Annotated in this window: 25 protein-coding genes and 2 tRNA genes; 22 read left to right on the forward strand and 5 right to left on the reverse strand. The window is 62.3% G+C overall.

Annotated features, from left to right (window positions below; genetic code table 11):
* Window positions 1–23 precede the first annotated feature (23 nt).
* From folK to EPJ54_RS02250, 13 genes are all read left to right on the forward strand, one after another.
* Complete coding sequence (gene folK / locus EPJ54_RS02190; RefSeq protein ID WP_135210032.1) at window positions 24–551, forward strand: 2-amino-4-hydroxy-6-hydroxymethyldihydropteridine diphosphokinase; 528 nt, start codon at window positions 24–26, stop codon at window positions 549–551.
* A 109-nt stretch (window positions 552–660) separates the two neighbouring features.
* Window positions 661–1,011, forward strand: coding sequence for a DNA-directed RNA polymerase subunit omega (gene rpoZ / locus EPJ54_RS02195; protein ID WP_135210033.1), 351 nt, complete (start codon window positions 661–663; stop codon window positions 1,009–1,011).
* 4 nt (window positions 1,012–1,015) lie between these two features.
* On the forward strand, window positions 1,016–3,262 hold the full coding sequence (locus tag EPJ54_RS02200; protein WP_135210034.1) for a RelA/SpoT family protein: 2,247 nt from the start codon (window positions 1,016–1,018) through the stop codon (window positions 3,260–3,262).
* Between the two features lie 43 nt (window positions 3,263–3,305).
* Entirely contained in the window at window positions 3,306–3,890 is a 585-nt protein-coding gene (gene pyrE, locus EPJ54_RS02205; protein ID WP_135210035.1) for an orotate phosphoribosyltransferase, read from the forward strand.
* Window positions 3,887–4,636, forward strand: a complete 750-nt coding sequence (locus EPJ54_RS02210) for a pyridoxine 5'-phosphate synthase (RefSeq protein WP_135210036.1) — start codon at window positions 3,887–3,889, stop codon at window positions 4,634–4,636. The genes pyrE and EPJ54_RS02210 overlap by 4 nt, the downstream gene beginning before the upstream one ends.
* Complete coding sequence (gene acpS, locus EPJ54_RS02215) at window positions 4,633–5,058, forward strand: holo-ACP synthase (RefSeq protein ID WP_135210037.1); 426 nt, start codon at window positions 4,633–4,635, stop codon at window positions 5,056–5,058. Before EPJ54_RS02210 ends, acpS begins: the two co-directional genes overlap by 4 nt.
* Before the next feature lie 124 nt (window positions 5,059–5,182).
* Window positions 5,183–5,944, forward strand: a complete 762-nt coding sequence (gene lepB / locus EPJ54_RS02220) for a signal peptidase I (protein WP_239590725.1) — start codon at window positions 5,183–5,185, stop codon at window positions 5,942–5,944.
* 10 nt (window positions 5,945–5,954) lie between these two features.
* Entirely contained in the window at window positions 5,955–6,653 is a 699-nt protein-coding gene (gene rnc, locus EPJ54_RS02225; protein WP_135210038.1) for a ribonuclease III, read from the forward strand.
* Window positions 6,646–7,575, forward strand: coding sequence for a GTPase Era (gene era, locus EPJ54_RS02230; protein ID WP_135210039.1), 930 nt, complete (start codon window positions 6,646–6,648; stop codon window positions 7,573–7,575). The genes rnc and era overlap by 8 nt, the downstream gene beginning before the upstream one ends.
* Window positions 7,576–7,578: 3 nt before the next feature.
* Window positions 7,579–8,307, forward strand: a complete 729-nt coding sequence (gene recO, locus EPJ54_RS02235; protein WP_135210040.1) for a DNA repair protein RecO — start codon at window positions 7,579–7,581, stop codon at window positions 8,305–8,307.
* A 44-nt stretch (window positions 8,308–8,351) separates the two neighbouring features.
* Window positions 8,352–10,595 carry a DNA topoisomerase IV subunit A gene (gene parC, locus EPJ54_RS02240; protein WP_135210041.1) on the forward strand — a complete coding sequence of 748 codons (2,244 nt, stop codon included), beginning with the start codon at window positions 8,352–8,354 and terminating at the stop codon, window positions 10,593–10,595.
* 116 nt (window positions 10,596–10,711) lie between these two features.
* The gene (locus tag EPJ54_RS02245) at window positions 10,712–11,290 is read left to right on the forward strand and encodes a LemA family protein (protein WP_135210042.1); all 579 of its coding nucleotides are present in this window, start codon (window positions 10,712–10,714) and stop codon (window positions 11,288–11,290) included.
* Window positions 11,291–11,302: 12 nt separating this feature from the next.
* Window positions 11,303–12,367 (forward strand): M48 family metallopeptidase, encoded by a 1,065-nt coding sequence (locus EPJ54_RS02250; RefSeq protein WP_239590726.1) that lies wholly within the window; start codon window positions 11,303–11,305, stop codon window positions 12,365–12,367.
* Between the two features lie 61 nt (window positions 12,368–12,428).
* Here EPJ54_RS02250 and EPJ54_RS02255 read toward each other — a convergent pair whose 3' ends face one another.
* The 4 genes from EPJ54_RS02255 to EPJ54_RS02270 form a co-directional block, all read right to left on the reverse strand.
* On the reverse strand, window positions 12,429–13,226 hold the full coding sequence (locus EPJ54_RS02255; RefSeq protein ID WP_135210043.1) for a PspC domain-containing protein: 798 nt from the start codon (window positions 13,224–13,226) through the stop codon (window positions 12,429–12,431).
* Entirely contained in the window at window positions 13,160–13,546 is a 387-nt protein-coding gene (locus tag EPJ54_RS02260; protein ID WP_135210044.1) for a hypothetical protein, read from the reverse strand. Before EPJ54_RS02260 ends, EPJ54_RS02255 begins: the two co-directional genes overlap by 67 nt.
* Before the next feature lie 5 nt (window positions 13,547–13,551).
* A complete protein-coding gene (locus EPJ54_RS02265) occupies window positions 13,552–13,878 on the reverse strand; it encodes a PadR family transcriptional regulator (protein WP_135210045.1) in 327 nt (108 codons plus the stop codon).
* 108 nt (window positions 13,879–13,986) lie between these two features.
* A tRNA-Phe gene (locus EPJ54_RS02270) sits at window positions 13,987–14,062 on the reverse strand.
* 199 nt (window positions 14,063–14,261) lie between these two features.
* On the opposite strand from EPJ54_RS02270, the gene EPJ54_RS02275 reads away from it, so the two are divergent.
* From EPJ54_RS02275 to EPJ54_RS02315, 9 genes are all read left to right on the forward strand, one after another.
* Window positions 14,262–15,059 (forward strand): M48 family metallopeptidase, encoded by a 798-nt coding sequence (locus EPJ54_RS02275; protein WP_135210046.1) that lies wholly within the window; start codon window positions 14,262–14,264, stop codon window positions 15,057–15,059.
* A 74-nt stretch (window positions 15,060–15,133) separates the two neighbouring features.
* Window positions 15,134–15,209, forward strand: a tRNA-His gene (locus EPJ54_RS02280).
* A gap of 35 nt (window positions 15,210–15,244) precedes the next feature.
* Window positions 15,245–16,243 (forward strand): hypothetical protein, encoded by a 999-nt coding sequence (locus EPJ54_RS02285; protein WP_135210047.1) that lies wholly within the window; start codon window positions 15,245–15,247, stop codon window positions 16,241–16,243.
* On the forward strand, window positions 16,210–17,448 hold the full coding sequence (locus EPJ54_RS02290; RefSeq protein WP_135210048.1) for a bifunctional folylpolyglutamate synthase/dihydrofolate synthase: 1,239 nt from the start codon (window positions 16,210–16,212) through the stop codon (window positions 17,446–17,448). The genes EPJ54_RS02285 and EPJ54_RS02290 overlap by 34 nt, the downstream gene beginning before the upstream one ends.
* Window positions 17,449–17,484: 36 nt before the next feature.
* Window positions 17,485–18,717, forward strand: a complete 1,233-nt coding sequence (locus tag EPJ54_RS02295) for a patatin-like phospholipase family protein (RefSeq protein WP_167755535.1) — start codon at window positions 17,485–17,487, stop codon at window positions 18,715–18,717.
* Between the two features lie 34 nt (window positions 18,718–18,751).
* A complete protein-coding gene (locus EPJ54_RS02300) occupies window positions 18,752–19,411 on the forward strand; it encodes a hypothetical protein (RefSeq protein WP_135210050.1) in 660 nt (219 codons plus the stop codon).
* 70 nt (window positions 19,412–19,481) lie between these two features.
* Complete coding sequence (locus tag EPJ54_RS02305) at window positions 19,482–20,549, forward strand: NAD(P)/FAD-dependent oxidoreductase (RefSeq protein WP_135210051.1); 1,068 nt, start codon at window positions 19,482–19,484, stop codon at window positions 20,547–20,549.
* Window positions 20,546–21,718 carry an acyl-CoA dehydrogenase family protein gene (locus EPJ54_RS02310; RefSeq protein ID WP_135210052.1) on the forward strand — a complete coding sequence of 391 codons (1,173 nt, stop codon included), beginning with the start codon at window positions 20,546–20,548 and terminating at the stop codon, window positions 21,716–21,718. The genes EPJ54_RS02305 and EPJ54_RS02310 overlap by 4 nt, the downstream gene beginning before the upstream one ends.
* Window positions 21,719–21,796: 78 nt before the next feature.
* Entirely contained in the window at window positions 21,797–22,570 is a 774-nt protein-coding gene (locus EPJ54_RS02315) for a transglycosylase SLT domain-containing protein (RefSeq protein WP_135210053.1), read from the forward strand.
* On the opposite strand, the gene EPJ54_RS02320 is transcribed toward EPJ54_RS02315, so the two are convergent.
* Window positions 22,567–23,760 carry a CaiB/BaiF CoA transferase family protein gene (locus EPJ54_RS02320; protein WP_135210054.1) on the reverse strand — a complete coding sequence of 398 codons (1,194 nt, stop codon included), beginning with the start codon at window positions 23,758–23,760 and terminating at the stop codon, window positions 22,567–22,569. The two genes, EPJ54_RS02315 and EPJ54_RS02320, sit on opposite strands and share 4 nt — an antisense overlap.
* Window positions 23,761–23,811 lie beyond the last annotated feature (51 nt).

Consider the following 23,811-nt stretch of genomic DNA (forward strand, 5'->3'; position numbering starts at 1 on the left):
CGCGCGCGATTCAATAAACGGACATGCACAGCACAAGCGCCTGGATCGCAATGGGAACCAACATGCCGTTCGATGGCGTGTTTGGCGCCGCTTTGCTTGCGCGCGCGCGTGATGATCTGATGAATGAAGGCGTGAACGTGTTGCGTTGTTCCGGGGTGTGGCAAAGCGATGCTTGGCCTGCGGGAACGGATCAGCCGGACTATTTCAACGCCCTGTTGGAGGCAGATGCCGGCGATCGCGATCCGCGCGCGCTCTACGCGGTGCTGCGCGCGATCGAGCGGCGCTTCGGGCGGCAGCGTCGGGAGCGCTGGGGCGTCCGCACGCTCGATCTCGACATCGTCGCGATGGGCGATCTAGCCGGGTCGTTTGACGGCATCGAGCTGCCGCATCCGCGGATGGCGGAACGGGCTTTCGTGCTTGCGCCTCTGGCCGAGCTGGAGCCGGGCTGGCGGCACCCGGAACTGGGGCAGACCGCCGCTGCGCTGCTTGCGGCCCTCGCGGCGACAGGGGGTTACCGGCGAATTAGTGATTTCCCCCCGTCGGTGGGGTAGGGGAGGGCTGTCCTTTTCGCGCCTGCGGTCGTGCTTCGCATTGCGAAATACCTCCCGGGGCACTAGTTTATGCGCCCGATCCGTCAAATTGACCTGGAGGAAGCACGCCTTGGCCCGCGTAACCGTCGAAGATTGCGTAGATAAAATCCCGAACCGGTTCTCGCTGGTGCTCCTCTCCGCGCATCGTGCGCGCAATATTTCCTCGGGTTCCGAGCCGCTGGTCGATCGCGACCGCGATAAAGACCCGGTCGTGGCGCTCCGCGAAATCGCTGACTCGGCGATCAGCCCGGAAGAGCTGCGCGACAGCTATGTGAACCTCTACCAAGACGTCGCCCCGGCTGCTCAAGCCGAGGACGAGCAGGATCGCCTGGCGCTCGCCGCTCCGGTCGAGACCAGCGAAGAAGACGTCCTGCGCGCGCTCCAACAAGAAGCCGAAGCGCAGCGCGACGAACGGTACTGAGCCGATGGCGGGCGGTGACGACGCTGTCGCCGCCAAAATCCCCGCCGGCTCTAAACCAGCTGGCGCGGGAGATGCGCCGCCACGAGCACGCTTCCTCCGCCAGTTCGAATTGGTGGAGCGGATGCGTGAGTACGATCCCTCACTCGATGAGAGCCTGGTAAACCGCGCGTATGTGTACGCGACGGTCAAACACGGCAGTCAGAAGCGGCACTCGGGCGACCCGTATTTCGCCCACCCGATCCAGGTCGCGGGCATACTCACCGAATACAAACTCGACGCGGCCACGATTGTCGCCGGCCTGCTGCACGATACGATCGAAGACACCGACGCCACGCGTGAAGAGATCGAAGGCAGTTTCGGCGAACAGATCGCCGATCTGGTTGAAGGCGTCACCAAGCTCTCGAAGCTTGAGATCCAGTCCGAGGAAAACAAGCAGGCGCAGAACCTGCAAAAATTTATCTTGGCTTTGTCGAAGGACGTGCGCGTCCTAATCGTGAAGCTGGCGGATCGCCTGCACAATATGCGCACCTTGGTTCACATCCCGAACCCGACCAAGCGCCGCCGTATCGCCACCGAGACGCTCGAAATCTACGCTCCCCTCGCGCGCCGCATCGGCATGGAGAAGATGGCGCGGGAATTGGAGAACCTCTCGTTCCATGAGGCGTATCCAGAAGCTGAAGCAGCGATTAACGCGCGCCTTGAGCAATTGCGGGTCGAGAAGGGCGCCAACGTCGCCATCATCATTCAGACGATCATGGAAGTGTTCGAGTTCGCCGGCATCGACGCGCGCGTCTATGGGCGCGAGAAGCAGGCCTATTCGATCTGGCGCAAGCTGCAGCGCAAGAGTGTTGAATTCTCCGATCTCGCGGACGTCTATGCATTCCGCGTCATCGTGAGTGATGCGAACGATTGCTATCGCGCCTTGGGGCTCGTGCACCAGACGTGGCGCTGCGTGCCGGATAAGGTCGAGGATTACATCTCGAACCCGAAGCCCAACGGCTATCGCTCGATCCACACGATCGTGATTGGCCCGGGCAACGTCCGCGTCGAGATCCAGATCCGCACCGACGATATGGATCAGATTGCGGAAAACGGCGTCGCCGCGCACTGGCGCTACAAGAACGAATCTTACGGTTTTGACGAAGAGACCGCGGCTTCCGTTGGCCTCGACGCGCGTGAGGCGACGCGCTCGTTGCTTGAGATTGCAGAGCATGGCGGTGACGCGTCGGAATTCCTCGAGCACGCCAAGCTCGAAATGTATCAGGATCACGTCTTCGCTTTCACGCCGAAGGGCGCGCTGATCCCATTGCCGCAAGGCGCCACACCGCTCGACTTTGCGTACGCCGTGCACTCGGGCATTGGCGACCGCATGACCGGCGCGAAGATCAATGGCGTGGAGCGCCCGCTGCGCACCTCATTGCGGAATGGCGACGTGGTTGAAGTTATCATCGGCGACAAAGTTGCGCCCGTGCCGGGCTTTGAAGCATTGACAAAAACGGGCCGCGCGAAGTCCGCACAGCGTCGCCTGGAGCGTCAAGCCAAGCGCGATGAATTCATGCGCCTCGGCCGCGACCTCGTCGCACACGCGCTGCATCGCTACGGTCACGAACTTGCTGACACCGCGCTTCAAAAAGCGGCGGAGCGCCTGGGCAAGGAGGATGAGGAAGAGCTCTTCATCGCCGTCGGCGAAGGCACGCTGAAAGCGAACGCTGTGGCTGTCGCTGCTTTCCCTGGCCTTGAGGAAAAAGTCCGCAAGGATTCCGGCCGCAAGCCGATGGAAGCTGAGAAAGCCAAGCTCTACGTCAAAGGGAGCGAGCTTACACCGGGCGTGGCGCTGCACTTTGCCGAGTGCTGCTCGCCCATTCCGGGCGACCGCATCATCGGTGTGCAGATCCCCGGCAAGGGCGTCGTGATTCATACGATCGATTGCGAACAGCTTGCGGCTTTGGAAGACGATAAGGACGTCACCTGGGTCGATCTCGCCTGGACGCCGGCGGCGCTCAACCGTGCGCTCGCGACCAGCCGCGTGCTGGTGACTGTGGAAAACAAGCGCGGCGTTCTGGCTGACCTGTGCCGCACCATCGCGGAAAACGAAGGTGACATCATCAATCTGCGGCTGGCCAAGCGCACCGCGGATTTCTTCGACATGCAATTCGACATTGAAGTCGCCGACGCCAAGCACCTGACCAACATCCTGGCCGCGCTGCGCGCTATTCGGGCGGTGAAGGAAGCCGAGCGGGTCAAAGGTTAAGCGCCACGTGACGCGGCTCGGGCGGAAGGCTATCTAGGCAGCCATGAATCAAGACCAAGTTCTCGACGAATTCCGCGCGGCGGGCGCCCTGCTGGAAGGGCATTTCATTCTTTCCTCCGGGCTCCACTCCCCCGTTTTCTTCCAGAAGAACGCAGTATTCATGGATCCCGCGCGCACGGAGCGCCTTTGCAAGGCGCTGGCCGAGAAGGCGCAAGCGGCGTTCGGCAAAATCGATGCGGTGGTGTCGCCGGCAGTGGGTGCGATCATCCCAGGCTACGAGACGGCGCGGCACTTGGGTGCGCGCGCGATGTTTGTGGAGCGCGAGAAGGGTGAATTCCAATTGCGCCGCGGTTTTGAGATCAAGCAGGGCGAACGCGTGCTGATGGTGGAGGACGTCGTCACCACCGGCCTCTCTTCGCGCGAATGTCTCGACGCCATTCGTGGTCATCCGGGCGAACTCGTTGGCGCCGCGTGCCTGATCGATCGTTCGGGTGGCAAAGCCGACATTGGCGCCAAGCTCGTCTCGCTCGCGAGCGTTTCGGCGCCTGCCTATCCCGCCGATCAATTGCCGCCGGAACTTGCCGCGCTGCCGGCGATCAAGCCTGGTTCACGAGGTCTCGCCGCATGAGCACGCACGTGCGGCTTGGCGTGAACATCGACCATGTCGCCACCATTCGTAACGCCCGCGGCGGCGCCGTGCCCGATCCGGTGCGGGCGGCGATCATCGCTGAACAATCGGGCGCGGACGGCATCACGTTGCACATTCGCGAGGATCGCCGCCACGTACGCGAAGACGATCTATTCCGCATGGTCGAAGCGGTGAAATTGCCGATCAATCTGGAAATGGCCTGCGCGGAAGAAATGCTCGCCATCGCGCTCAAAGTGAAACCACACGCGGTCTGCTTGGTGCCGGAGCGGCGCGAGGAGCGTACCACCGAGGGTGGGCTCGACGTCGCGGGTCACCACAATCACGTCGCGCCCTTCGTGCGCCAATTGCGTGAAGCGGGCGTGCGCGTGTCGCTGTTCATCGATCCGGATGTGCGCCAGATGGAAGCCGCGCAAAGTCTAGGCGCGCCCGTCGTCGAGATACACACTGGCGCATATTGTGAAGCCGTCGCCGAAGGCGACCAAGCTCGCGCCGCGCGCGAACTGGAAGCCATTCGCGTCGCCGCGAAAGATGGCGCGGCGCGTGGTCTCGAAATCCACGCCGGCCATGGCATCACCTATAAGAGCGTGGCCCCGATCGCGGCCGTGCCTGAAGTGCGTGAGCTGAACATCGGCCACTTCATCATCGGCGAGGCCATCTTCGTCGGCCTGCCCACTGCGATCGCGGAGATGCGCCGCCACATTGATCTGGGGCGGAGCGGCGCATGATCCTGGGCATCGGCTCCGACATCATCGACATCCGCCGGATCGAGAAGGCGCTGGAGCGCTTTGGCGATCGCTTCACCCATCGGGTCTATACCGAAAAGGAGCGCGCCCGAGCCGAGCGCCGGCCGGAGCAGCGCGCGGCGACCTACGCCAAGCGTTTCGCGGCCAAGGAGGCGACCTCCAAGGCGCTCGGCACCGGCCTGAAACAAGGGGTGTTTTGGCGTGACATGGGGGTGGCGAACATGCCCAGCGGCCAGCCGACCATGCTCTTGACCAATGGCGCGGCTACGCGTTTGGCGAAAATCACGCCACCGGGGCATACCGCATACATCCATGTCACATTGACCGACGACTACCCGCTTGCTGTCAGTTTCGTCATTATTTCGGCCGAGTTGACCCCGACAGAGCCGGGGGTTGGCTCGTGAGGACCCTCCACCCGAATGGGGAAAAGCTTGGCCGCGCTGGGGCCCGTTACGTCAGTGAAAAGACGCTCGTTTCGTTGGGCGCCCGCCCGGGCCGCCGCCGGGTCGGGTCGCGAGTGAGAAACGTATGAGCATGTCGACCACGGGCAGTTCAGAACCGGCGATGGCCGTCTTTTGGGATAACGTGAAAACGATCCTCTATGCGCTCGCGCTTGCCATGGTGCTGCGCTTCACGATTGCGCAGCCGTTTCGGATTCCCTCGGGCTCGATGCAGCCGACGCTGGCTGTCGGCGACTACATCGTCGTGACGAAATGGTCGTACGGCTACGGCCGCTTCTCGTTCGCGCCTCTTGAGGGCCTGCTGCCGCACGGCCGCTTGTTTGGCAGCGAACCAGAGCGCGGCGACGTCGTCGTGTTCCGCCCGGTGCCGGAGCCGGATCGCGACTTCATCAAGCGCGTGATCGGCCTGCCGGGCGATACAATTCAAATCATCAATGGCGCGCTGCACATCAACGGCGAGCCGGTGCAGCGTGAATTGCTCGGCATGACCGACGAATGCCCTGGCGGTCCCAGGCCAGAGGTGGCGATGTATCGCGAGACCCTGCCGAATGGCGTGAGCTACGTCACGTGCGACAAGCTCGAGCGCAGCGAACTCGACAACACGCGCGTTTATGAAGTGCCGGAAGGCCATTATTTCATGATGGGCGACGACCGCGACAATTCCGCCGACAGCCGCGTGCCCTCTGTGGTGGGTTATGTACCGTACGACAATTTGGTCGGCCCCGCACAATTCGTTGTCGTGTCGTTTGACGAAACCACGTCGCTTTTCCGTCCGTGGACGCTGTTCACCGGCTTCCGCGGCGATCGCTTCTTGAAGGCGGTCGAATGAGCTTGCGGCCATGACCGGGCGCGATCACGACGCCCGGCTCGCTGAGCTGGAACAACGCATCGGCTATGTGTTCAACGATCGCGCGCTGCTGCGCGAAGCTGTGACGCATGGCAGCGTGGACAATGGTGCTCGGAAGAAGCGCGATTACGATCGGTTGGAGTTTCTCGGCGACCGCGTGCTTGGCTTGATCGTCGCCGAGCGTTTGCTGGACGAGCACCAGAACGAACAAGAGGGCCAACTTGCGCCGCGCTACAATGCGCTGGTGAACAAGCACGCCTGCGCCCGCGCGGCCCGTGCGGCCGATTTGGGAGCGGCGCTCGTGCTCTCCCCTTCCGAGGAGGCGAATGGCGGGCGGGGTAAAGAAGCCATCCTGGCCGACATCTGCGAATCCGTGATCGCAGCTCTTTACCTAGATAGCGGCTTCGAGACAGCGCGCGCTTTCGTTACCAAATTCTGGGGCGAGGCCTTTGACGATGTGAAGTCCGCGCCGCGTGATGCAAAAACCGCGCTGCAGGAGTGGGCGGCGGCGCGGAAACGTGGTTTGAGCTACGTTATGATCAAGCAAACCGGCCCGGAGCACGCGCCGCATTTCGTTATCGACGCGGTGGTCGATGGTTACCCGCCGGTGCGCGGCGAGGGCGGTTCGAAGCGCGATGCGCAACGCGCGGCAGCGGCCGCGTTCTTGAAGGAGCGTGAGAAGCATGGCTGAGCAACGCTGTGCGGTGGTTGCGGTGCTGGGTGCGCCGAACGCGGGCAAGTCGACGCTCGTGAACACGCTCGTCGGCGCAAAGGTCGCGGCGGTGACGCAGAAGGTGCAGACGACGCGCGCGCTCGTGCGCGGCATCGCCATGCACAACGAAGTCCAACTCATCCTGATCGACACGCCCGGCGTGTTCGCGCCGAAGCGTCGCCTGGATCGCGCGATGGTGGCGGCGGCCTGGAGCGCGCTGGAAGGCGCCGACGCGATCATTCACGTGGTGGATGCGGCCGCGCACGTCGCCGATGCGCCGAAGGGTCAAGATGCGCTCGCAATTGCCGATTCCGCCGCGATTTCAGCGAGACTGAAGCAGATGGAATTGGCCTCCATTCTGGTGCTCAACAAAGTCGATGCGGTTTCGCGCCCTCAACTCTTAGCGCTCACGACCAAACTCGTCGAAGAGGGTTTATACACCGACGTCTTCATGATCTCCGCCAAGAAGGGCGACGGCGTGGACGATATTAAGCGCGTGCTCGCCGAGCGTGCGCCGGAAGGCCCTTGGCTCTTCCCCGAAGATCAGACGATGGACGCGCCGGCCCGCGTGCTCGCGGCCGAGATCACGCGCGAGAAGGCGATGCTCCGTCTGCATGACGAATTGCCTTACGACATGATCGTCGAGACCGAGACGTGGGAAGAGCGCAAGGACGGCTCCGCCAAGATTGATCAAACCATTTTCGTCGCGCGTGAAAGCCAGCGCAAAATCGCCATCGGCGCCGGCGGCCAAACCATCAAGATCATCGGCGAGGCCGCACGCAAGGAAATGGAAGCCGCGTTCGACCGACGCATTCACCTCTTCCTGCACGTGAAGCTGCGCGAAAACTGGTCCGAAGAGCGCGCGCTCTATCAGCGGCTGGGTTTGGATTACGAAGCTTAGGCGATGGAATGGGTCGACGACGCCATTGTGCTGGGCGCGCGCCATTTCGGTGAAGGCAAACTGGTGGCGGAAGTGTTCTCGCGTGAGCATGGCCGCTATGGCGGCGTCGTGCATGCGGGCCGTAAATCGCAACCGATCCTGCAGGCGGGCAACGTCGTGCATGCGGGGTGGAAAGCGCGGCTCTCCGAGCAGCTTGGCTTTTACTCGCCGCTTGAACTCATCGAGCCGCACGCGACGCGCCTATTGGACGACCCGATTGCGTTGGCAGGGCTCTCCTCGGCCGTGACCCTAATCCGCAGCGCTACACCCGAACGGCAAGCCTATCCCCAACTTTATGACGCGCTGATCGTGTTGATCGAGGCGATGCCGCATCACGAGATTTGGCCGGCGATTTATGCTCGCTTCGAACTCGGCCTGCTTTCGGCGATGGGATACGGGCTCGATCTTAGCCGCTGCGCGGTGACGGGAGAGACCGAGAATCTTGCATGGGTCAGCCCGCGCACGGGTCGGGCAGCCACTTATGATGCGGGTGCCCCGCACGCCGAGTTGCTGTTGCGCCTGCCGCCCTTCCTCGTTGATGCGGAGGCGGAACTAGAAGAGGGCGACGTAGCGGATGCTTTTGCACTCGCCGGCTACTTCCTTGAGCGGCGCGTGTTCGACCAAAGGGGCGAGAACCTGCCAGAAACTCGGCGCCGCCTGATCGAACGATTGGGTTTTGCTGGCCGACTCTGATCTAACCAGCCAAGAACGCACAAGATCGTTTCGGAGAGCCAAGAATGGCTGATGACGCCACCCGCACGCCGGAAGAAGGCGGGCGCATTGTTGAGGAGCCGATCGGCGAGGCGCTGGCGAAGCGCTATCTTGCCTATGCGCTTTCCACGATCACGAGCCGGGCGCTGCCGGATGTGCGCGACGGTTTGAAGCCGGTGCACCGCCGCGTGCTCTACGCGATGAAGCGGCTGAACCTCACCGCCGACGCCGCATTCCGCAAATCCGCGAAAGTCGTTGGCGACGTGATGGGCGATTATCACCCGCACGGCGATCAATCGATCTATGACGCGCTGGTGCGCCTGGCGCAGGATTTCAACTCGCGCTATCCGCTGATCGACGGCCAAGGCAATTTCGGCAACATCGATGGCGATAGCCCCGCCGCCATGCGCTACACCGAAAGTCGCATGACCAAAGCGGCCGAAGCGCTGCTTGAAGGCATCGACGAAAACGCGGTGGATTTTCGTCCAAGCTATGACGGCTCGAAGGAAGAGCCCTCCGTTTTGCCGGCGGCGTTCCCGAACTTGTTGGCAAACGGCGCATCGGGCATTGCCGTGGGCATGGCGTGCAGTGTGCCGCCGCACAACGTGGCTGAGCTGATCGATGCATCGCTGCTGCTGATCGACAACTCGAAAGCGACGACAGCTGATCTTTTGACGATCATGCCGGGCCCGGATTTCCCGACAGGCGGTATTGTTGTCGAACCGCCCGAGAGCATTCTTGACGCGTACGAAACCGGGCGCGGTGGTTTCCGCGTGCGCGCGCGCTGGCAGACGGAAGATCTAGGCCGTGGCCAGTGGCGCATCGTCGTCACCGAAATTCCGTACCAGGTGCAGAAGTCGAAGCTCGTCGAAGCTTTGGCGGCTGTGATTGAAAACAAGAAAGCGCCGTTGCTGGGCGACGTGCGCGACGAGAGCGCCGAGGATATGCGCCTCGTGCTTGAGCCAAAATCGCGCACGGTTGAACCGGCCGTGCTGATGGAGAGCTTGTTCAAGCTCACAGCACTCGAGGCCCGCATTTCGCTGAATATGAACGTGCTCGACGCCGCTGGCGTGCCGCGCGTGATGAGCTTGAAAGACGTGCTGCGCGCCTTCCTCGATCATCGCCGCGACGTGCTGCAGCGCCGGACGGCGTTCCGCCTTGAAAAGATCGCCCAGCGCTTGGACGTGTTGGCCGGCCTGCTCATCGTCTTCCTCAATCTCGACGAAGTGATCCGGATCATCCGCAATGAGGATGATCCGAAGGCGAAGCTGATCGCGCGTTTCAAGTTGAACGAAACGCAAGCCGAAGCCATCCTCAACACGCGCCTGCGCCAATTGCGCAAACTTGAGGAAATGGAAATCCGCCGCGAGGACGCTGCGCTGCGTGCCGAGCAGGCGGAGCTGCAAGGCTTGCTCGAAGACACGCGCAAACAATGGCGCAAGATCGCGGGCGAGTTGAAGGAAACCAAAAAGCTGTTCGGCGCCGGCACGCCGTGGGGCAAGCGCCGCACCGAACTCGGCGAAGCCGGTGAAGTGCCGACCGAGATCGACGTCGAAGCCTTCGTCGTGCGCGAGCCGGTAACGGTCGTGCTCTCCGAAAAGGGTTGGATCCGCGCCATGAAAGGCCACCTCGCCGATCTCTCCGAGATCAAATACAAAGAAGGCGATGGGCCGCAGCACATCGTGCAATGCGAGACCACCGACAAGCTTCTGATGTTCGCGTCCGACGGCCGCGCCTTCACACTGGACGTGCACAAGCTGCCAGGTGGGCGCGGGCACGGTGAGCCGGTGCGCCTCTCCGTTGAGCTTGGCGACATCGACGAGGCGGTGGCGCTTTTCAAATACGAGGAAGGTTCAAAGCGCGTGGTGGCGAGCCACGAAGGCTACGGCTTCATCATTCCCGAAAGCGAAATGTTGGCGACCAAGCGCTCCGGCAAACAAATCCTCAACGGGCGCGCCATGCAGGCGGCGAAGGTGTTGGGCGATCAGGTGGCTGTCATCGGCGAGCGCAAAAAGATGCTGATCTTCCCGCTCTCCGAGCTGCCGGAGATGACGCGCGGCAAGGGCGTGAAGCTGCAAAGCTATGCCGATCGCGGCCTAGCCGACGTGAAGACCTTCGCCAAGGACGAAGGGTTGAGTTGGGAGGATTCCGCTGGCCGCACCCGTGTGGTGGCGGAGTGGAAGGAGTATCGCGGCAAGCGCGGCGGGGCTGGCAAGGTGGCGCCGAAGGGCTTTTCGCGTTCCGGGCGTTTCTCGGACGTGATCGGCTAGTCGTCCATAGGAAGCCAGGGGCCTCTTTTTAGAGACCGCGGTCACACTGGAAAAACGTGCTCCCCACAGGGCTTTGATATATGTAGGCCTCTGACTCGTAATCCGAGGGAGCGTCAATGAGCGTCCTACTTATCGTCCTGATCATCGTCGTCGTTTTGGCGGTGCTGCTGATCGGCATCTACAATCGCCTCGTCGCGCTGCGGCAGAATTGCAATCAAGCGTTCGCCGACATCGATGTGCAGCTGAAGCAACGCCACGACCTGATCCCGAACCTGGTCGAGACCGTGAAGGGCTATGCCGCCCACGAATCCGGCACGCTCGAAGCCGTGATCAAGGCGCGCAACGCCGCCGTCAGCGCCGAACGCACCGGCGATCCGAAAGCGATGGGCGCGGCTGAAGGCATTCTGGGCCAAGCGCTCGGCCGCTTGATCGCGCTGTCGGAAGCGTATCCGGACTTGAAGGCGAACACGAATTTCCAACAGCTCCAAGCTGAGCTTTCGGACATCGAGAACAAGCTCGCCGCCGCGCGTCGCTTCTTCAACAACGCCGTCGGCGAATACAACACCGCGCGGGAACAATTCCCGGCTGTTATTTTTGCCGGCATGTTCGGCTTCGGCCCGCGTGACTTCTTCGATGTCGGTGAAGACAGCCGCGCGTCGATGGACGCTGCGCCCCCGCAGGTGAAGTTCAATTAAGGATCGACGCCAGTGGGCGGCGCCTTCGGCCTCCAGACTCATATCTGGAACAACAATTGGAAGACCGTCCTGCTCATGGCCGGTTTTCCAATTCTGTTGTTGTTGCTGACCTACGGGCTCTTTCTGCTCTTCGCCGGTCTCACCGGGATGAGCTATGGGCCTGATCCAATCGCGGGGCCGTTCATCTGGGCGGGCGACGCGCTCGCTGGCGCTTGGCCGTTCGCGCTTGTCGGTGCGCTAGTTTGGTTTGGGATCGCGTATCTGTCGTACCAAGCGATCATTGATGCGGCGACTGGCGCGCGAAAGGTCGAGCGCAGCCAGGAGCCGAAGCTCTACAATCTGCTTGAGAATCTGTGCATCTCGCGCGGCATCACCATGCCTGCGCTGCGGATCATGGAGACGGACGGGCTGAACGCCTTCGCGACCGGACTCCATAAGGGACAATACTCGATCACCGTAACACGGGGATTGATGAATAGGCTCAACGATGAAGAGCTTGAAGCTGTGCTCGCGCACGAGCTGACGCACATTCAAAACGCCGACGTGCGCTTGCTGGTGATCGCGGTGGTGTTCGTCGGTATCTTCTCGTTCGTGGGCGAGGTCGCGTTTCGCGGGCTTTGGCATTCGGGCGGCGGAACGCGCACGCGGTCGTCTTCATCGTCGGGCGATAGCCGGAATGCCGGCGGCGCCTTCATCGCCATTCTGGCCGCGCTCGCGATGATCGCGATCGCCTATGCGCTGGCTATTGTCATTCGTTTTGCGTTGTCGAGGCGGCGGGAATATCTGGCCGATGCCGGCGCGGTGGAACTGACAAAGAACCCCGACGCGATGATCTCGGCGCTGCAGAAGATTTCAGGCAATGCGGCGGTGAACGCGCCATCTGAGGTGCGCGAGATGTTTATTGAGAACCCGCACTCGGACTTCGCGTCAATGTTTGCGACGCATCCGCCCATCGGGAAGCGCATCGACGCACTAGTGAAGTTCGCCGGCGGTCGCGTTGCTGTGCGCCAAACCGAGCCGGTTGCGCCGACACCATCTGCGCCGCAGCCCCCACGCAAACGCGGCCCCTGGGGCTAAGCCAAAAAATTGGGCGCGACCCGAAAGCCGCGCCCTAGGGCTATGGAGCGGTACGCGAGCGCTAGTTCCAGAAATTGGCCCAGTGCGTCGCGAAATCACGGATCACGAGATAGGCGCCCTCCATCAACTCGCGGGCTTCCGGCCAATACATCCAGGCAAACCAGGCGGTGATGGCGACGATGATGAGCGTCACGATGCCGTCGCCAGCGCCGCTTTGCGGTTGACCGCTGACGGTGGCGTAGGAAGCTTTGCGCAGCGCGCTGAAGGGCGCCGAGATCGCTGCGTAGGCAACGCAGAGCACCACGATCGCGAGCCAGATCGGCACATCAGCTGGCGGCGTCCAGCTCAGGATCGAGCCTGCGCCGAGCAGTGAGAAGAACGCGACGAGGAAGGCGATGAAGAGTGCTGCCGTGATGATGCTGAACACGAACGCCATGAAGCCGGCGAACACACGCGTCACGTAACCTGCCGGTTGCGCGGGCGCGGCGGAGGGGCCGGCGCCGTGATCGCTGCTGCGCCAGGATTGATCCCAGCTGCGCATCTGCGCGTTCCAGGCGCGACGCTGCGCGCGCATTTGCGTGCGCCACGATTTGCCGTTGTCTTCGGTGAAATTGCGATATTCGTGCTTGGCGCGATCGATGATCTCCTGCGCGTTAAAAGGGACGCCGCGTGCGGCCGCCCATTCCGCGCTCGTATTGGCTGAAGGGATCAGGAACATCATGGCGATGTAGATGAGGATCATGCCCCCCGACGTCGCGATCGCCGCGATGATGAAGAGCAAGCGGATGATGTTCACATCGAGATCGAAATAGGCGGCGATGCCGGTGCAAACGCCGGCGATGTTGGCGCCTTCCTTGATCCGATAGAGCCGCTTGCGGCATCATAGCTCGTGTCTTCGGCGCGCGGCGCTTCTTGGGCTGTGCTCTCGCCCTCGACGGGGCCCATCTCTTCGATGATGCGCGCCATTTCCGCGAGGGAGATCACGCTCTTGCTCGGCGAGAGATAGCCATTGCACTTGTCGGCGATCGCTTGCTGCAGATCGCGCACGATCTCAGCTTTATCGGGATTGGCGCCGAGCGCTGTCTCCGCGCGCGAGATATACGCCCGCAGCGCGTCGTAAGCCGGCTCTTCGAGCTGGTACGGATTGCCGTTGAGATTGATGGTGACAACACGTTCCATTGTTCTTAGCGCCCCAAGCTTTCGAGGGTGGTGGTGAGACGACGCCAATAGGCCGCCAATTCTTCAAGGCGCGCCGCGCCTTTCTCCGTGAGCCGGTAGTATTTGCGCGGTGGCCCCTGGCCGCTCTCGACCCATTCGTAATCGACGTATTCCTCGCGCCGGAGTTTGGAGAGGAGCGGGTAGAGCGTGCCTTCCTGGGTGGCGAACGGGGTGGGGGCCAAGGTCGAGAGAATGTCCCCGACATAAACCGTCCGCCCCGACACCACGGTCAGGAGAGCAAATTCCAAAAGCCCCTTACGAAGCCCGGCAAATTGTTCGTTCGCATCCGACATAAGCTACCTTGTGATAAAAAGGTATAGTTGCGTGCGAAGGTTGTCAAGCCAGGAAGGGATGCGCGAGCGGTGTGTGCGGCTGAAAGATCGAAGAGGTGTGGAGGGCAGTGGTGCCTGGGGCCGGAATCGAACCAGCGACACGCGGATTTTCAATCCGCTGCTCTACCGACTGAGCTACCCAGGCGTTCCACGTTTCCGGGCTTCGGGCGGGGCCCTGGCCGACGGGAGAGGGTCTATAGCCGCGCCGCCCCCGGTTTGTCCACGCCGGTTGCACCGCCGGGCGCAGAAGTTTCCGTCGCCACGAAACGGTCCTTGCCTCTGCGGCGTTGGGACGGAAGATAGTTACCGCGCGGGCTCGGTCGCGCGGCGTGGGAGGAAGACGTATGTGTGAACATCATGCCGCCGAGGCGAAGTTGGTCGACGTTTCCAAGATGGATCGACGGCTTCTGCTCCGGGGCCTCGCCGCCGGGACTTTGGTGCTGGTGTCGGGGTGCGCCACGAACGCCGAGACCGGCCGCAGCCAATTGATTTTGATCGATGAAGCGCAATTGCAGCAGGCCTCGCTCAGCGCCTGGTCGCAGATGCGCCAGCAAACGCGCACCTGGAATAACGCAGCTGCGCAGCGCCGGCTTGAAACCGTTGGCCGACGTGTTGTGAACGCGGCAGGACGCGGCAATCAGAATTGGGAATTCGTGTTGTTCGACAGCCCCGAGAAGAACGCTTTCGTGTTGCCCGGTGGCCAAGTCGGCTTTTACCGTGGTTTGTATGAGATTTCCGAGCGCGACGATTGGATGGCGACTGTGCTCGGTCACGAAGTTGGCCACGTCACGGGCCGCCACGCTGCGGAGCGCTACAGCCGCGAAGCGGCGACTCAAACAGCGCTGCAAGTGGCTGGTGCGCAGATCAACAGTCAATTGGCGATGGCCGCCCTCGGCCTTGGCGCGCAGGTGGGTTTGAGTCTGCCGTTCTCGCGCGAGCAGGAGAGCGAGGCCGACATTCTCGGTCTCAACTACATGCAGCGCGCCGGCTACGACCCGCGCCAAGCCATTCCGTTCTGGCAGCGTATGCAGTCGGGCGGCGGCGCGCGTGGCCCGGAATTCCTCTCCACGCACCCAGATCCGGACAACCGGATCGAGCGTTTGCGCAATTATATCAACCAGCAGGGCTGGGGCCCGGTTTAAGCCCAGCATCCGCCTTGCTTCTGGCAGGGGGCGCGGCTAGTTTCCGCGCCCTTGGAAGCCTAGGCTTCTAGAGTGCCGCCTTAGCTCAGTTGGTAGAGCACCGGTTTGTGGAGCCGGGTGTCGCTGGTTCAAGCCCAGCAGGCGGTACCAGCCTCCGCTTGCTTCGCAATCAGGCGCTTTGAGCCGTGTCGATCGAGCCCCCGTTTTTGGTAGATTATCGTAGTGCTCAAGCGCGCTATGCGGCGCGTGCTGCGGCCGCTTGCGGATTTGAGTTCCGTTCTCTTGATGGCGCGGACGGCTATCTTTTCGAGGTCAGCGACGGGGAGCGGCGTGCGCAATTCGCAGCCGGCGCGGGAACGCCCTATGCGCTGAACGACACTCGCGCGGCCTCGATCGCGCGGGACAAGGCGTTTTCGGCCGAGGTGCTGCGTGGGGCTGGCGTGCCTGTGCTGGCGGGCGAGAAATTTTTCGTGACGTCGCGTTGGGCCGACATGCGCAATCCTGGACGCGAACCGGCAGATGCCTTGGACTATGTACGGCGCGCTGCGCTTCCCGTGTTTTGTAAACCGCTGGCGGCGTCGAACGGGCTCTACGCTGAAGTCATCGAGAGCGTCGAGGTGTTCGAAGACTACGTGCAGCGTGTGTCGCGCGAACATTTCGCAGTGCTGATCCAGCCCTATGTGCGCGGTGTTGAGTATCGCGTGTTCGTACTCGAAGGGCGTGCGCTCTTCTCTTATCGCAAACATTTACCCAGTGTTGTCGGCGACGGGCGATTGAGTGTTGCGGAGCTCGTCGCGACGCTTCCGCGCGACGCCGGCGCACCTGTCCCGAAAATTCGCGCAAGAGATGCATCAGGCCATCTGATCAGCACCGATTCAGTGCCGGCAAACGGTGCGAGCGTGACGCTGGAAGGTCCGGCCAATCGCGCAGCCGGCGGGGGTGCGGCTGGCGTACGCGATGGTGCGCCCGAAGCGATGGCGCGTTTAGCGCTTGCGGCGGCGGATGCGGTGGGATTGCGGCTTGCGGCGGTCGATATGTTCGACGTGTCGGCCAACGGTGATGGCTCCGATCTTGTCGTGATCGAGGTCAATTCGAATCCGATGATCGCGACGCTCGAAGACGTGGAGCGCTGGGATCTGATCATCGAGATATGGAAAGCGAATTTCGCGACGGCGCTGCAATGAATATCTGGCGCGTGCCTTATCCCAAATTCGGCGCCGGGCCGGGGTTGGAACGCGTGAAGAGAATTGCCGCGCAGCTTGGTGTCGACTTGGCTGGGTTCGGTGCGCAGGGCGCGGTGATTGTCGGCTCGAACGGCAAGGGCTCGACGGCGGCGATGTGCGCACCCCTGCTACAAGGGGTGAGTGCGCCGGTAGGGCTCTTCACCTCGCCCCATCTCTTTGCTCTGAACGAGCGGTTTCGTATCGATGGCGAGGACATAACCGACGCCGAATTGGATCATCATTGGCGGCGTGTCGTTGAAGCCGCAGCGATCACGGGCGAAAGCGACAAACTTGGCGGCTTTGAGTTTCTGTTTCTGATCGCGGCGGATTGGTTCGCGGCGCGGGGCTGTGTGCACACAATATGGGAAGCGGGGATCGGCGGGCGGCTCGATCCGGTGCGCCTGATCGAAGCGCGACGCCTTGCGCTTACCTCGCTCGATCTGGAGCACACGCAGCTCTTGGGTGAGACGCGCGCGGAGATCGCACGCGACAAGCTTGATGCAGCACCAAGCGGCGCTGGTGTATTCGTCAGCGACAGTTGCGCGAACGAGCATGCGAGTATCGAAGCGCACTGCGCCGAACGACGCGTTTCAGTCAAATGGGTGAACGCAAGCGACCTGGAGGCGCCGCTATCAGGTACGCACCAACGTCAAAATCTAGCGCTCGCATTGGCGCTCGCGCGCGACCTACACGCGATCAGCGATAAACAAGCGCGTGCTGCACTGTTCAAGACGCGCTGGCCCGGTCGGTTGGAGATCATCAACGATGATCCGCTGACCGTGATCGATGTCGGCCATACGCCCGATGGCGTTCGCGCCGCCCGCGAGGGCTTTCTAGCGATGGCGGCGCCTGCCGTACTCGTGTGCGGCGCGTCGCATGACAAAAACGCGGACCAGATCGTCGCTGCGCTCGCGCCCGGCTTCTCCACAATTATCTGTGCCGCCGCGCGCCACAAAGGCGCTGCCGCCGCCCAGATCGCGGCTTGCGCCCAGGCGGCGAACCGGCAAGCCGAAACAATCATAGCGGAATCCGTGGCCGACGCCCGCCAATTGGCGTTTTCGAAGGCGCTTGGGCGGTCGATTTTCGTCGCCGGCGGGCTTTTTCTGGCGGCGGAGTTCAGGGCGATCCACCTTGGGCGCGATCCGGCGAGCTTGGCCTTCTTTTGACCCGCCGGGCCGGCTACAAAGGGCATGAGGGGACCAATGCCCAAGACGCTGTTCGAGCACCTATCGCCCGACACCGGGGCTAAACGCATTCTGTCGCTCGACGGCGGCGGCGTGAAGGGCGTGTTGACGCTCGGCATGCTGAAGCCGTTGGAGGACGAATTGCGTCGCCGCGCCGGTGACGATCCGGCGTTTCGTCTCTGCGATTATTACGATCTGATCGGCGGCACCTCGACGGGCGCGATTATCGCCTCGGGTTTGTCGCTGGGCCTCAGCATCGATGAGATGATCGAGCTTTATATGAAGCTCGGCCCCGACGTGTTCGGCAAGACAGCGGGCGACGGCGTTTTTCTGCAATCGAAATTCGAATCCAAAAAGCTTCGCCGCGCGCTGCAATCGGTGCTCTCAACTAAGACGCTTGGCTCGCAAGACATTCGAACGGGGCTCGCGATCCACGCCAAGCGCATTGATACGGGTTCGGCCTGGGTCGTCACCAATCACCCGCTCGGAGTGTTTTACGATCCGCCAGCGGAGAGCGGCATATTCCCGAACAAGCGCTATCGCTTGGCGGACCTTGTGCTCGCGAGCGCCGCTGCGCCGACTTTCTTCGACGAAATCACCATCGATGTGGAGTTCGACGAGAAGCGCCGGCCAATCCAGAAGGGTTTCTTCGTCGACGGCGCGGTGAGTGCGAACAACAATCCGAGCCTGCAGCTTTTCATGCTGGCGCTGGAACCTTCCTATAAGTTTGGTTGGAAGTCCGGCGCCGACAATCTGATGATGACATCTTGCGGAACCGGTATGCGCCGACCGACGGTGGACGGCAAAGCGTTTCAGGGCCTGCCGCCGGGACTACGCGGCGTTCATGCACTACGGGCGATGGTTTATGATACGCAGGTGCAAGGCGTCATGCTGATGCAGGCGTTCTCGAACCCGCGCAAACCGTGGCGCATCAATTCCGAGATCGGCGACATGAACGGCGTCTGCATCACAGGCGAGCCGCTGCTCGATTATCAGCGCATGGACGTCATGCTTGAAGTGAAGCCGCGCGCTAAGAAGCGCAGCGACCCGGCGCCGCCGATGACACAGCTTGAGCGCATGCTCGGGCGCGAACTCGACGCCATCACGCTTGAAGGGCTTGACCTGATGGACAACGGCAAGAAGGCCAACATGGAGCTCTTGCTTGAGGTGGGTATCGCAGCAGGCAAAACCTATGTGGATGCGACCTATCCCGATCCGAGGTTCGATCTCGCCGAATGGCGCGCGAGCTAACGATCGCCTTACGAGTTTTTGTTAAGGTCTGCTGATGGCCGCGCTTAAGAAAAAGCAAACCACTAAAGCCGATCCGCGCATGGATGCGGCGGTCGATTATTTCGCTGGTCGCTCACACGATGCGTGGCGCAAACAACTTTTGAAAACCAACCCCGAGCAGAAGGGCCAGCCGCGCATGCGCATGCGCGGAGGGATTATGGTTGATATCAATCAACCATGGTCGAAGCTGCACCCGAATGCCAAGGCTGATAACAAGATCGCCGCGCGCGATGCGTACGCCGCCGTGATGAGATTCCCGAACGACCGCGAAGCCGCGTCGATCGAAGTGCACAAGGCATGGATCGCGCGCAATAAGCACGACAAGAGCTTGGATAAGGCATTGTTCAAGCCGTACGCGAAGCTGTCCGAGGTCGAGAAGGACAAGGACCGCGCGCACGTCGACAACATGAAGAAGGCGATCGCCGCGACGCGGAAGAGCGCCAAGGTTGTGGCGCCGCGCAAGGCCAAGGCGCCGGCGTTCAAGACGGTGCGCATCGAAGCGAAGCATTGGGCCAAGCTCGAAGCCGCCGCCGCGAAGCTCTCCAAACTCACGGGTCGCACTGTCGCTCCTGAAGCGCTTTTGAGCGCCGGCCTCGAAGCCATCGTCGCCGTGAGCGGCGCGGTCGCCGCTGAGGCGAAACCGAAAAAGCGCTAAGCGCGAATTCACGCGACCGGCTGCCGCACCGGCCTTGCGCGCCTCCGCCCCAGGGTGGACATGAGACCCCATGAAAAAGGTCGTCATCGTCGGCAGCGGCGTCGTTGGCTTGTTCTGCGCCGTGCGGCTGCGGATCGCCGGCGCGCAGGTGACGTTGCTTGAGGCCGAAGCTGAGCATCCGTCGCCGTTCGGGCCAATCGCCTCAGCCGCCGCCGCCGGCATGTTGGCCGTACTCGATGCAGTGCCTTCACCGCACGAACAGCTCGCGATTGAATCGCTGAAGCTCTGGCGCGAATTACGGCCTGGCGCGGAATGGGCCGACGGCGTTCGCTTTGATGGCGGCGTGCATGTGCGTGCGAACGCCGACGACGCGCAGAACTTTTTCCGTAACGCGCAGCGCCTGGGTCTCGACGTCAGCGCGCTCAATGCGGGGCAGGCGCGTAAGCGGCTTGGCCTTTCGAAGAAACTTGAGAACGCGATTTTCGTCGGAGACGAAGGCACAGCCGATCCGCAGCGTGTGCTGACAGGGCTCGCCATGCAGGCGCGCGCAATGGGCGTGGTGATCGAGTATCACCGCGACGTCGAGAACGTCACCCAGTCGGCCGTGATGACGCATGACAATCGTGTCTATGAAGGCGATGCTGTCGTACTGGCGCCGGGTGTTTGGGCGACCGAAAAATTGATGCGCGCCGCGCCTGCGCTTAAGCATGTGCAGCCTGCAAAGGGCCACGTCGTCGCCGTGGAAACGGATGCGACGCTCGGGCCGAACCTGCATGCGCCAGATTTCTACATGGTGCGCCGTCGTGAGGACGTCGTAATTGGCGCGACGATGGAGCCTGGGCGCTACGATCGTCGCGTCGATGAGAGCAAAGTGGATGCGTTGCTCGATGCGGCGCGCGCGTTCTTGCCGGGCGAAGTAAAGGCCGAGGGGCGCGCTTGGGCCGGCATTCGCCCGATGTCGCCGGATGGATGGCCGGTGGTCGGGCCTTCTGGCGATGTTTTCGTCGCGGCAGGGCACTCGCGGAACGGCTGGCTCTTGGCGCCGCTCACGGCAGAGATCATTAGTGCATACGTATTCAGCCGCGAGATCGAGCCCGCGTGGGCAGCGCTCGCGCCATCGAGATTTGAGGCGTCATGACCATCGGTATCGAACTCACTGAAGCGCAGGCCGCGATCCAGGAAGCGATCCAAAAGATTTGTGCGAAGTACGATGATCATTATTGGCTGAAGACGGACGAGACCGGAAAATTCCCAGAAGAATTCGTCGCTGATATCGCCGCCGGCGGTTGGCTCGGCGTGGCAATGCCAGAACGCTTCGGCGGCGCCGGGCTTGGCCTCACGGAAGCTGCGCTCATGATGCAGACGGTCGCGCAATCGGGCGCCGGGTTTTCCGGCGCGAGCGCGATCCACCTCAACATTTTTGGCCTCATGCCGATCGTGAAGTTCGGCACAGAAGAGCAGCAAGCGCGCTTCCTGCCGCCAGCCATGGACGGCACGGACAAAGCTTGCTTCGCAGTGACTGAGCCAAACTCCGGCCTCGATACGTCGAGCCTTGAAACCAAGGCCGAGCGCACCAACACCGGCTATCGCATTCGCGGACGCAAGATTTGGACGACTAATGCGCAACGCGCGAACAAGATTTTGCTGATCGCGCGTACGACGCCGAAGGATCAAGTGAAGCGGCCGACGGAGGGCCTGTCGCTCTTCTATGCCGATTTCGATCGCAGCAAGATCGAAGCCAATCCGATCCCAAAAATGGGTCGCAAGGCGGTGGAGTGCAACACACTCTTCATCGAAGACCTTGAAGTTTCGAATGCGGAGCTGATCGGAGAAGAGGGCGCTGGATTCAAAATTCTTTTGACGGGCTTGAACCCAGAGCGTGTGTTGTTTGCAGCGGAAGCGATCGGCCTCGGCCGCGCTGCTTTGAAGCGTGCGGCGCAATACGCGAAAGAACGCGTCGTGTTCGGCCGCCCGATTGGTCAGAACCAAGGCATCCAACATCCGCTCGCAAAATCGTGGGCTGAGCTGGAAGCGGCTGATTTGCTCGCGTTCAAGGCGGCGGCGCTCTACGACGCCGGCAAAGATTGCGGCGCCGAAGCCAACGCTGCGAAGTATCTGGGCGCCGAAGCCGGTTTCCGTGCATGCGAAGCCTCCGTGCTGGCGCATGGCGGCATGGGCTATGCGAAGGAATATTTCGTCGAGCGCTATTTCCGCGAAGCCATGATCGCGCGCATCGCGCCGGTCAGCCGCGAAATGATCCTGAACTTCATCGCTGAGCGCGTGCTGGGGTTGCCGAAGAGCTATTGAACTCGTTGCGCCCACGCACCAATGCGGCGATGTAACGTGGTTAACGCGCGATTAATCGAATTGGTCGACGCGTGAGGCATGAGCGATCCGATCGCGCCTCTCGCCCAAGACGCCGTCCGCACCGCGATCCGCCGCGCAGCGGATGCGACCGGCGTGAATTTCTCGCTGCTTGTTGAAACCGCGCGCCGCGAGAGCGCGATGAACCCGAATGCACGCGCCGCGACATCGAGCGCGACGGGGCTTTTCCAATTCATCGACAGCACGTGGCTCGACATGGTCCGCCGTCACGGCGGCAATCATGGCCTTGGTCCGCAAGCAGCGGCGTTGAGCAATGGCGCGGACGCCGCGACCCGTCGCGATATTCTAGCATTGCGCAGCGACCCAGAACTCTCCGCGCGCATGGCCGCCGAACTCGCGCGTGAGAACGCCAACGCGCTGCAGGCGCGTTTGGGGCGCGCGCCAAATGCTGGCGAACTCTACGCTGCGCACGTGATGGGATCAGGCGGCGCCATTCGTTTGATCGAAGCGGCGCAGCAAGGCGCGACGAGTGCCGCCGCGATTTTCCCGCGGGAAGCGGCCGCCAATCGTGGCTTGTTTTATACGAACGGTGAGCCGCGCTCCGCGCAAGGTTTGCTCGATCGCTTGTCGCTCGATGCGGATGCCAGCATGGGCGCCGGTAGCCACGGTCGGATCGAGTATGGCCGCGACAGCGGCGAGTCGATGTCGCCTGCGCTCGCGCAAGCGTTGTTCAATATGGCTTTGCTGCCGCTCCTGCGTGGCACGGGCGATGATCAAGAGACGCAAGATCCGCTGCGTGCGCTTGCCGCCTACACGCGCGCGAGCCGCGACTAAACGGCCGCGCCGCTCTTATAGAGCGCATCGATCTCAGCATCTGAATATCCCAGCTCCGCAAGAACCGCGCGTGTGTGCTCGCCGAAGCGCGGTGCAGGGCCCTTGGGTCCGTCATCGGCGCCGGGAAAGCGCACGGGCGCAGCAGGCGCGTTAAACACGCCGCCCTCATGCGTCGGCGTTTGCACCACGCAGCCCGCGGCAATCGCCTGCGGATCGCTCACGGCTTCGCTGGGCGATAGAATAGGGGCCCACACCAATTCTTCTCGATCCAGCGCTGTTGTCACCTCATCGTACGTGAAGCGTTCGACCGCCGCGTCAAGCAACGACACGAGCGCAGCCGCGTTCTCGCGACGCGCGCGGCTGCTCGAAAAGCGTGGATCGCTCACCAAGGGGTCAACGCCGATGGCGCGCGCGATCTTCGGCCAATCCTTATCACCCTGGCGCATCAACAGATTGATCCAGCGATCGTCGCTGGTGCGAAAGGTATTCACGAGCGGATTGGGCACGGCGTTGCGTGGGCGGTTGGACGCCACGCGGCCGCGTGTGTGTTGGATGGCCAGATCGCTGCCGCCCACATAATGCGCGGTGCGCAACAATGATGCATCGATCAAGCGGCCTTTGCCGGTCGTGCTGCGTTCGTGCACGGCGGCGAGCACGCCTGAGACAATCGCGAGCGATGCAACATGATCCCCGAACGCCGTGCGCAATTGAATTGGATCGCCGCCTTTCGGTCGAAACATCGCGGCGAGCCCCGAGCGCGCCCAGAACGCCGCTGCATCCATGCCGGGGCGATCTGCGTCAGGGCCTTCAAGACCGTAGCCGGTGAGCGTTGCGTAGATCAGGCGCGGGCAGCGTTTCAACACGCTCTTCGGCTCGAGGCCCGCACGCTTCAATCCGCCGGGCCGTACATTGGTGATGAAGATGTCCGCGCGATCAATCAGCTTGAGCAGCGCATCGCGGCCTTCAGGTTTTGTCGTGTCGAGCACGATGCCGCGCTTGCCGCGATTATCCATCTCGAAGATCGGATTGGTTTCGGCATCGACACCAAGTGACGAGAAGAAGAGCCGGATCGGGTCGCCGCCAGGCGGCTCGACCTTGATTACGTCCGCGCCCCAATCGCGCATAATCCCCGCAGCGCCAGGTGCGGCCACATAGGTGGCGTATTCGACGATCTTTAGGCCTTCGAGCACCGGGCCCTCCCTTTGTTGTTGGCGCAATCAAGCTTTCGTTAAGGGCTAGGA

Source organism: Vitreimonas flagellata (assembly GCF_004634425.1).
In the GTDB taxonomy this organism is placed as follows: Bacteria; Pseudomonadota; Alphaproteobacteria; order Caulobacterales; family Aquidulcibacteraceae; genus Vitreimonas; species Vitreimonas flagellata.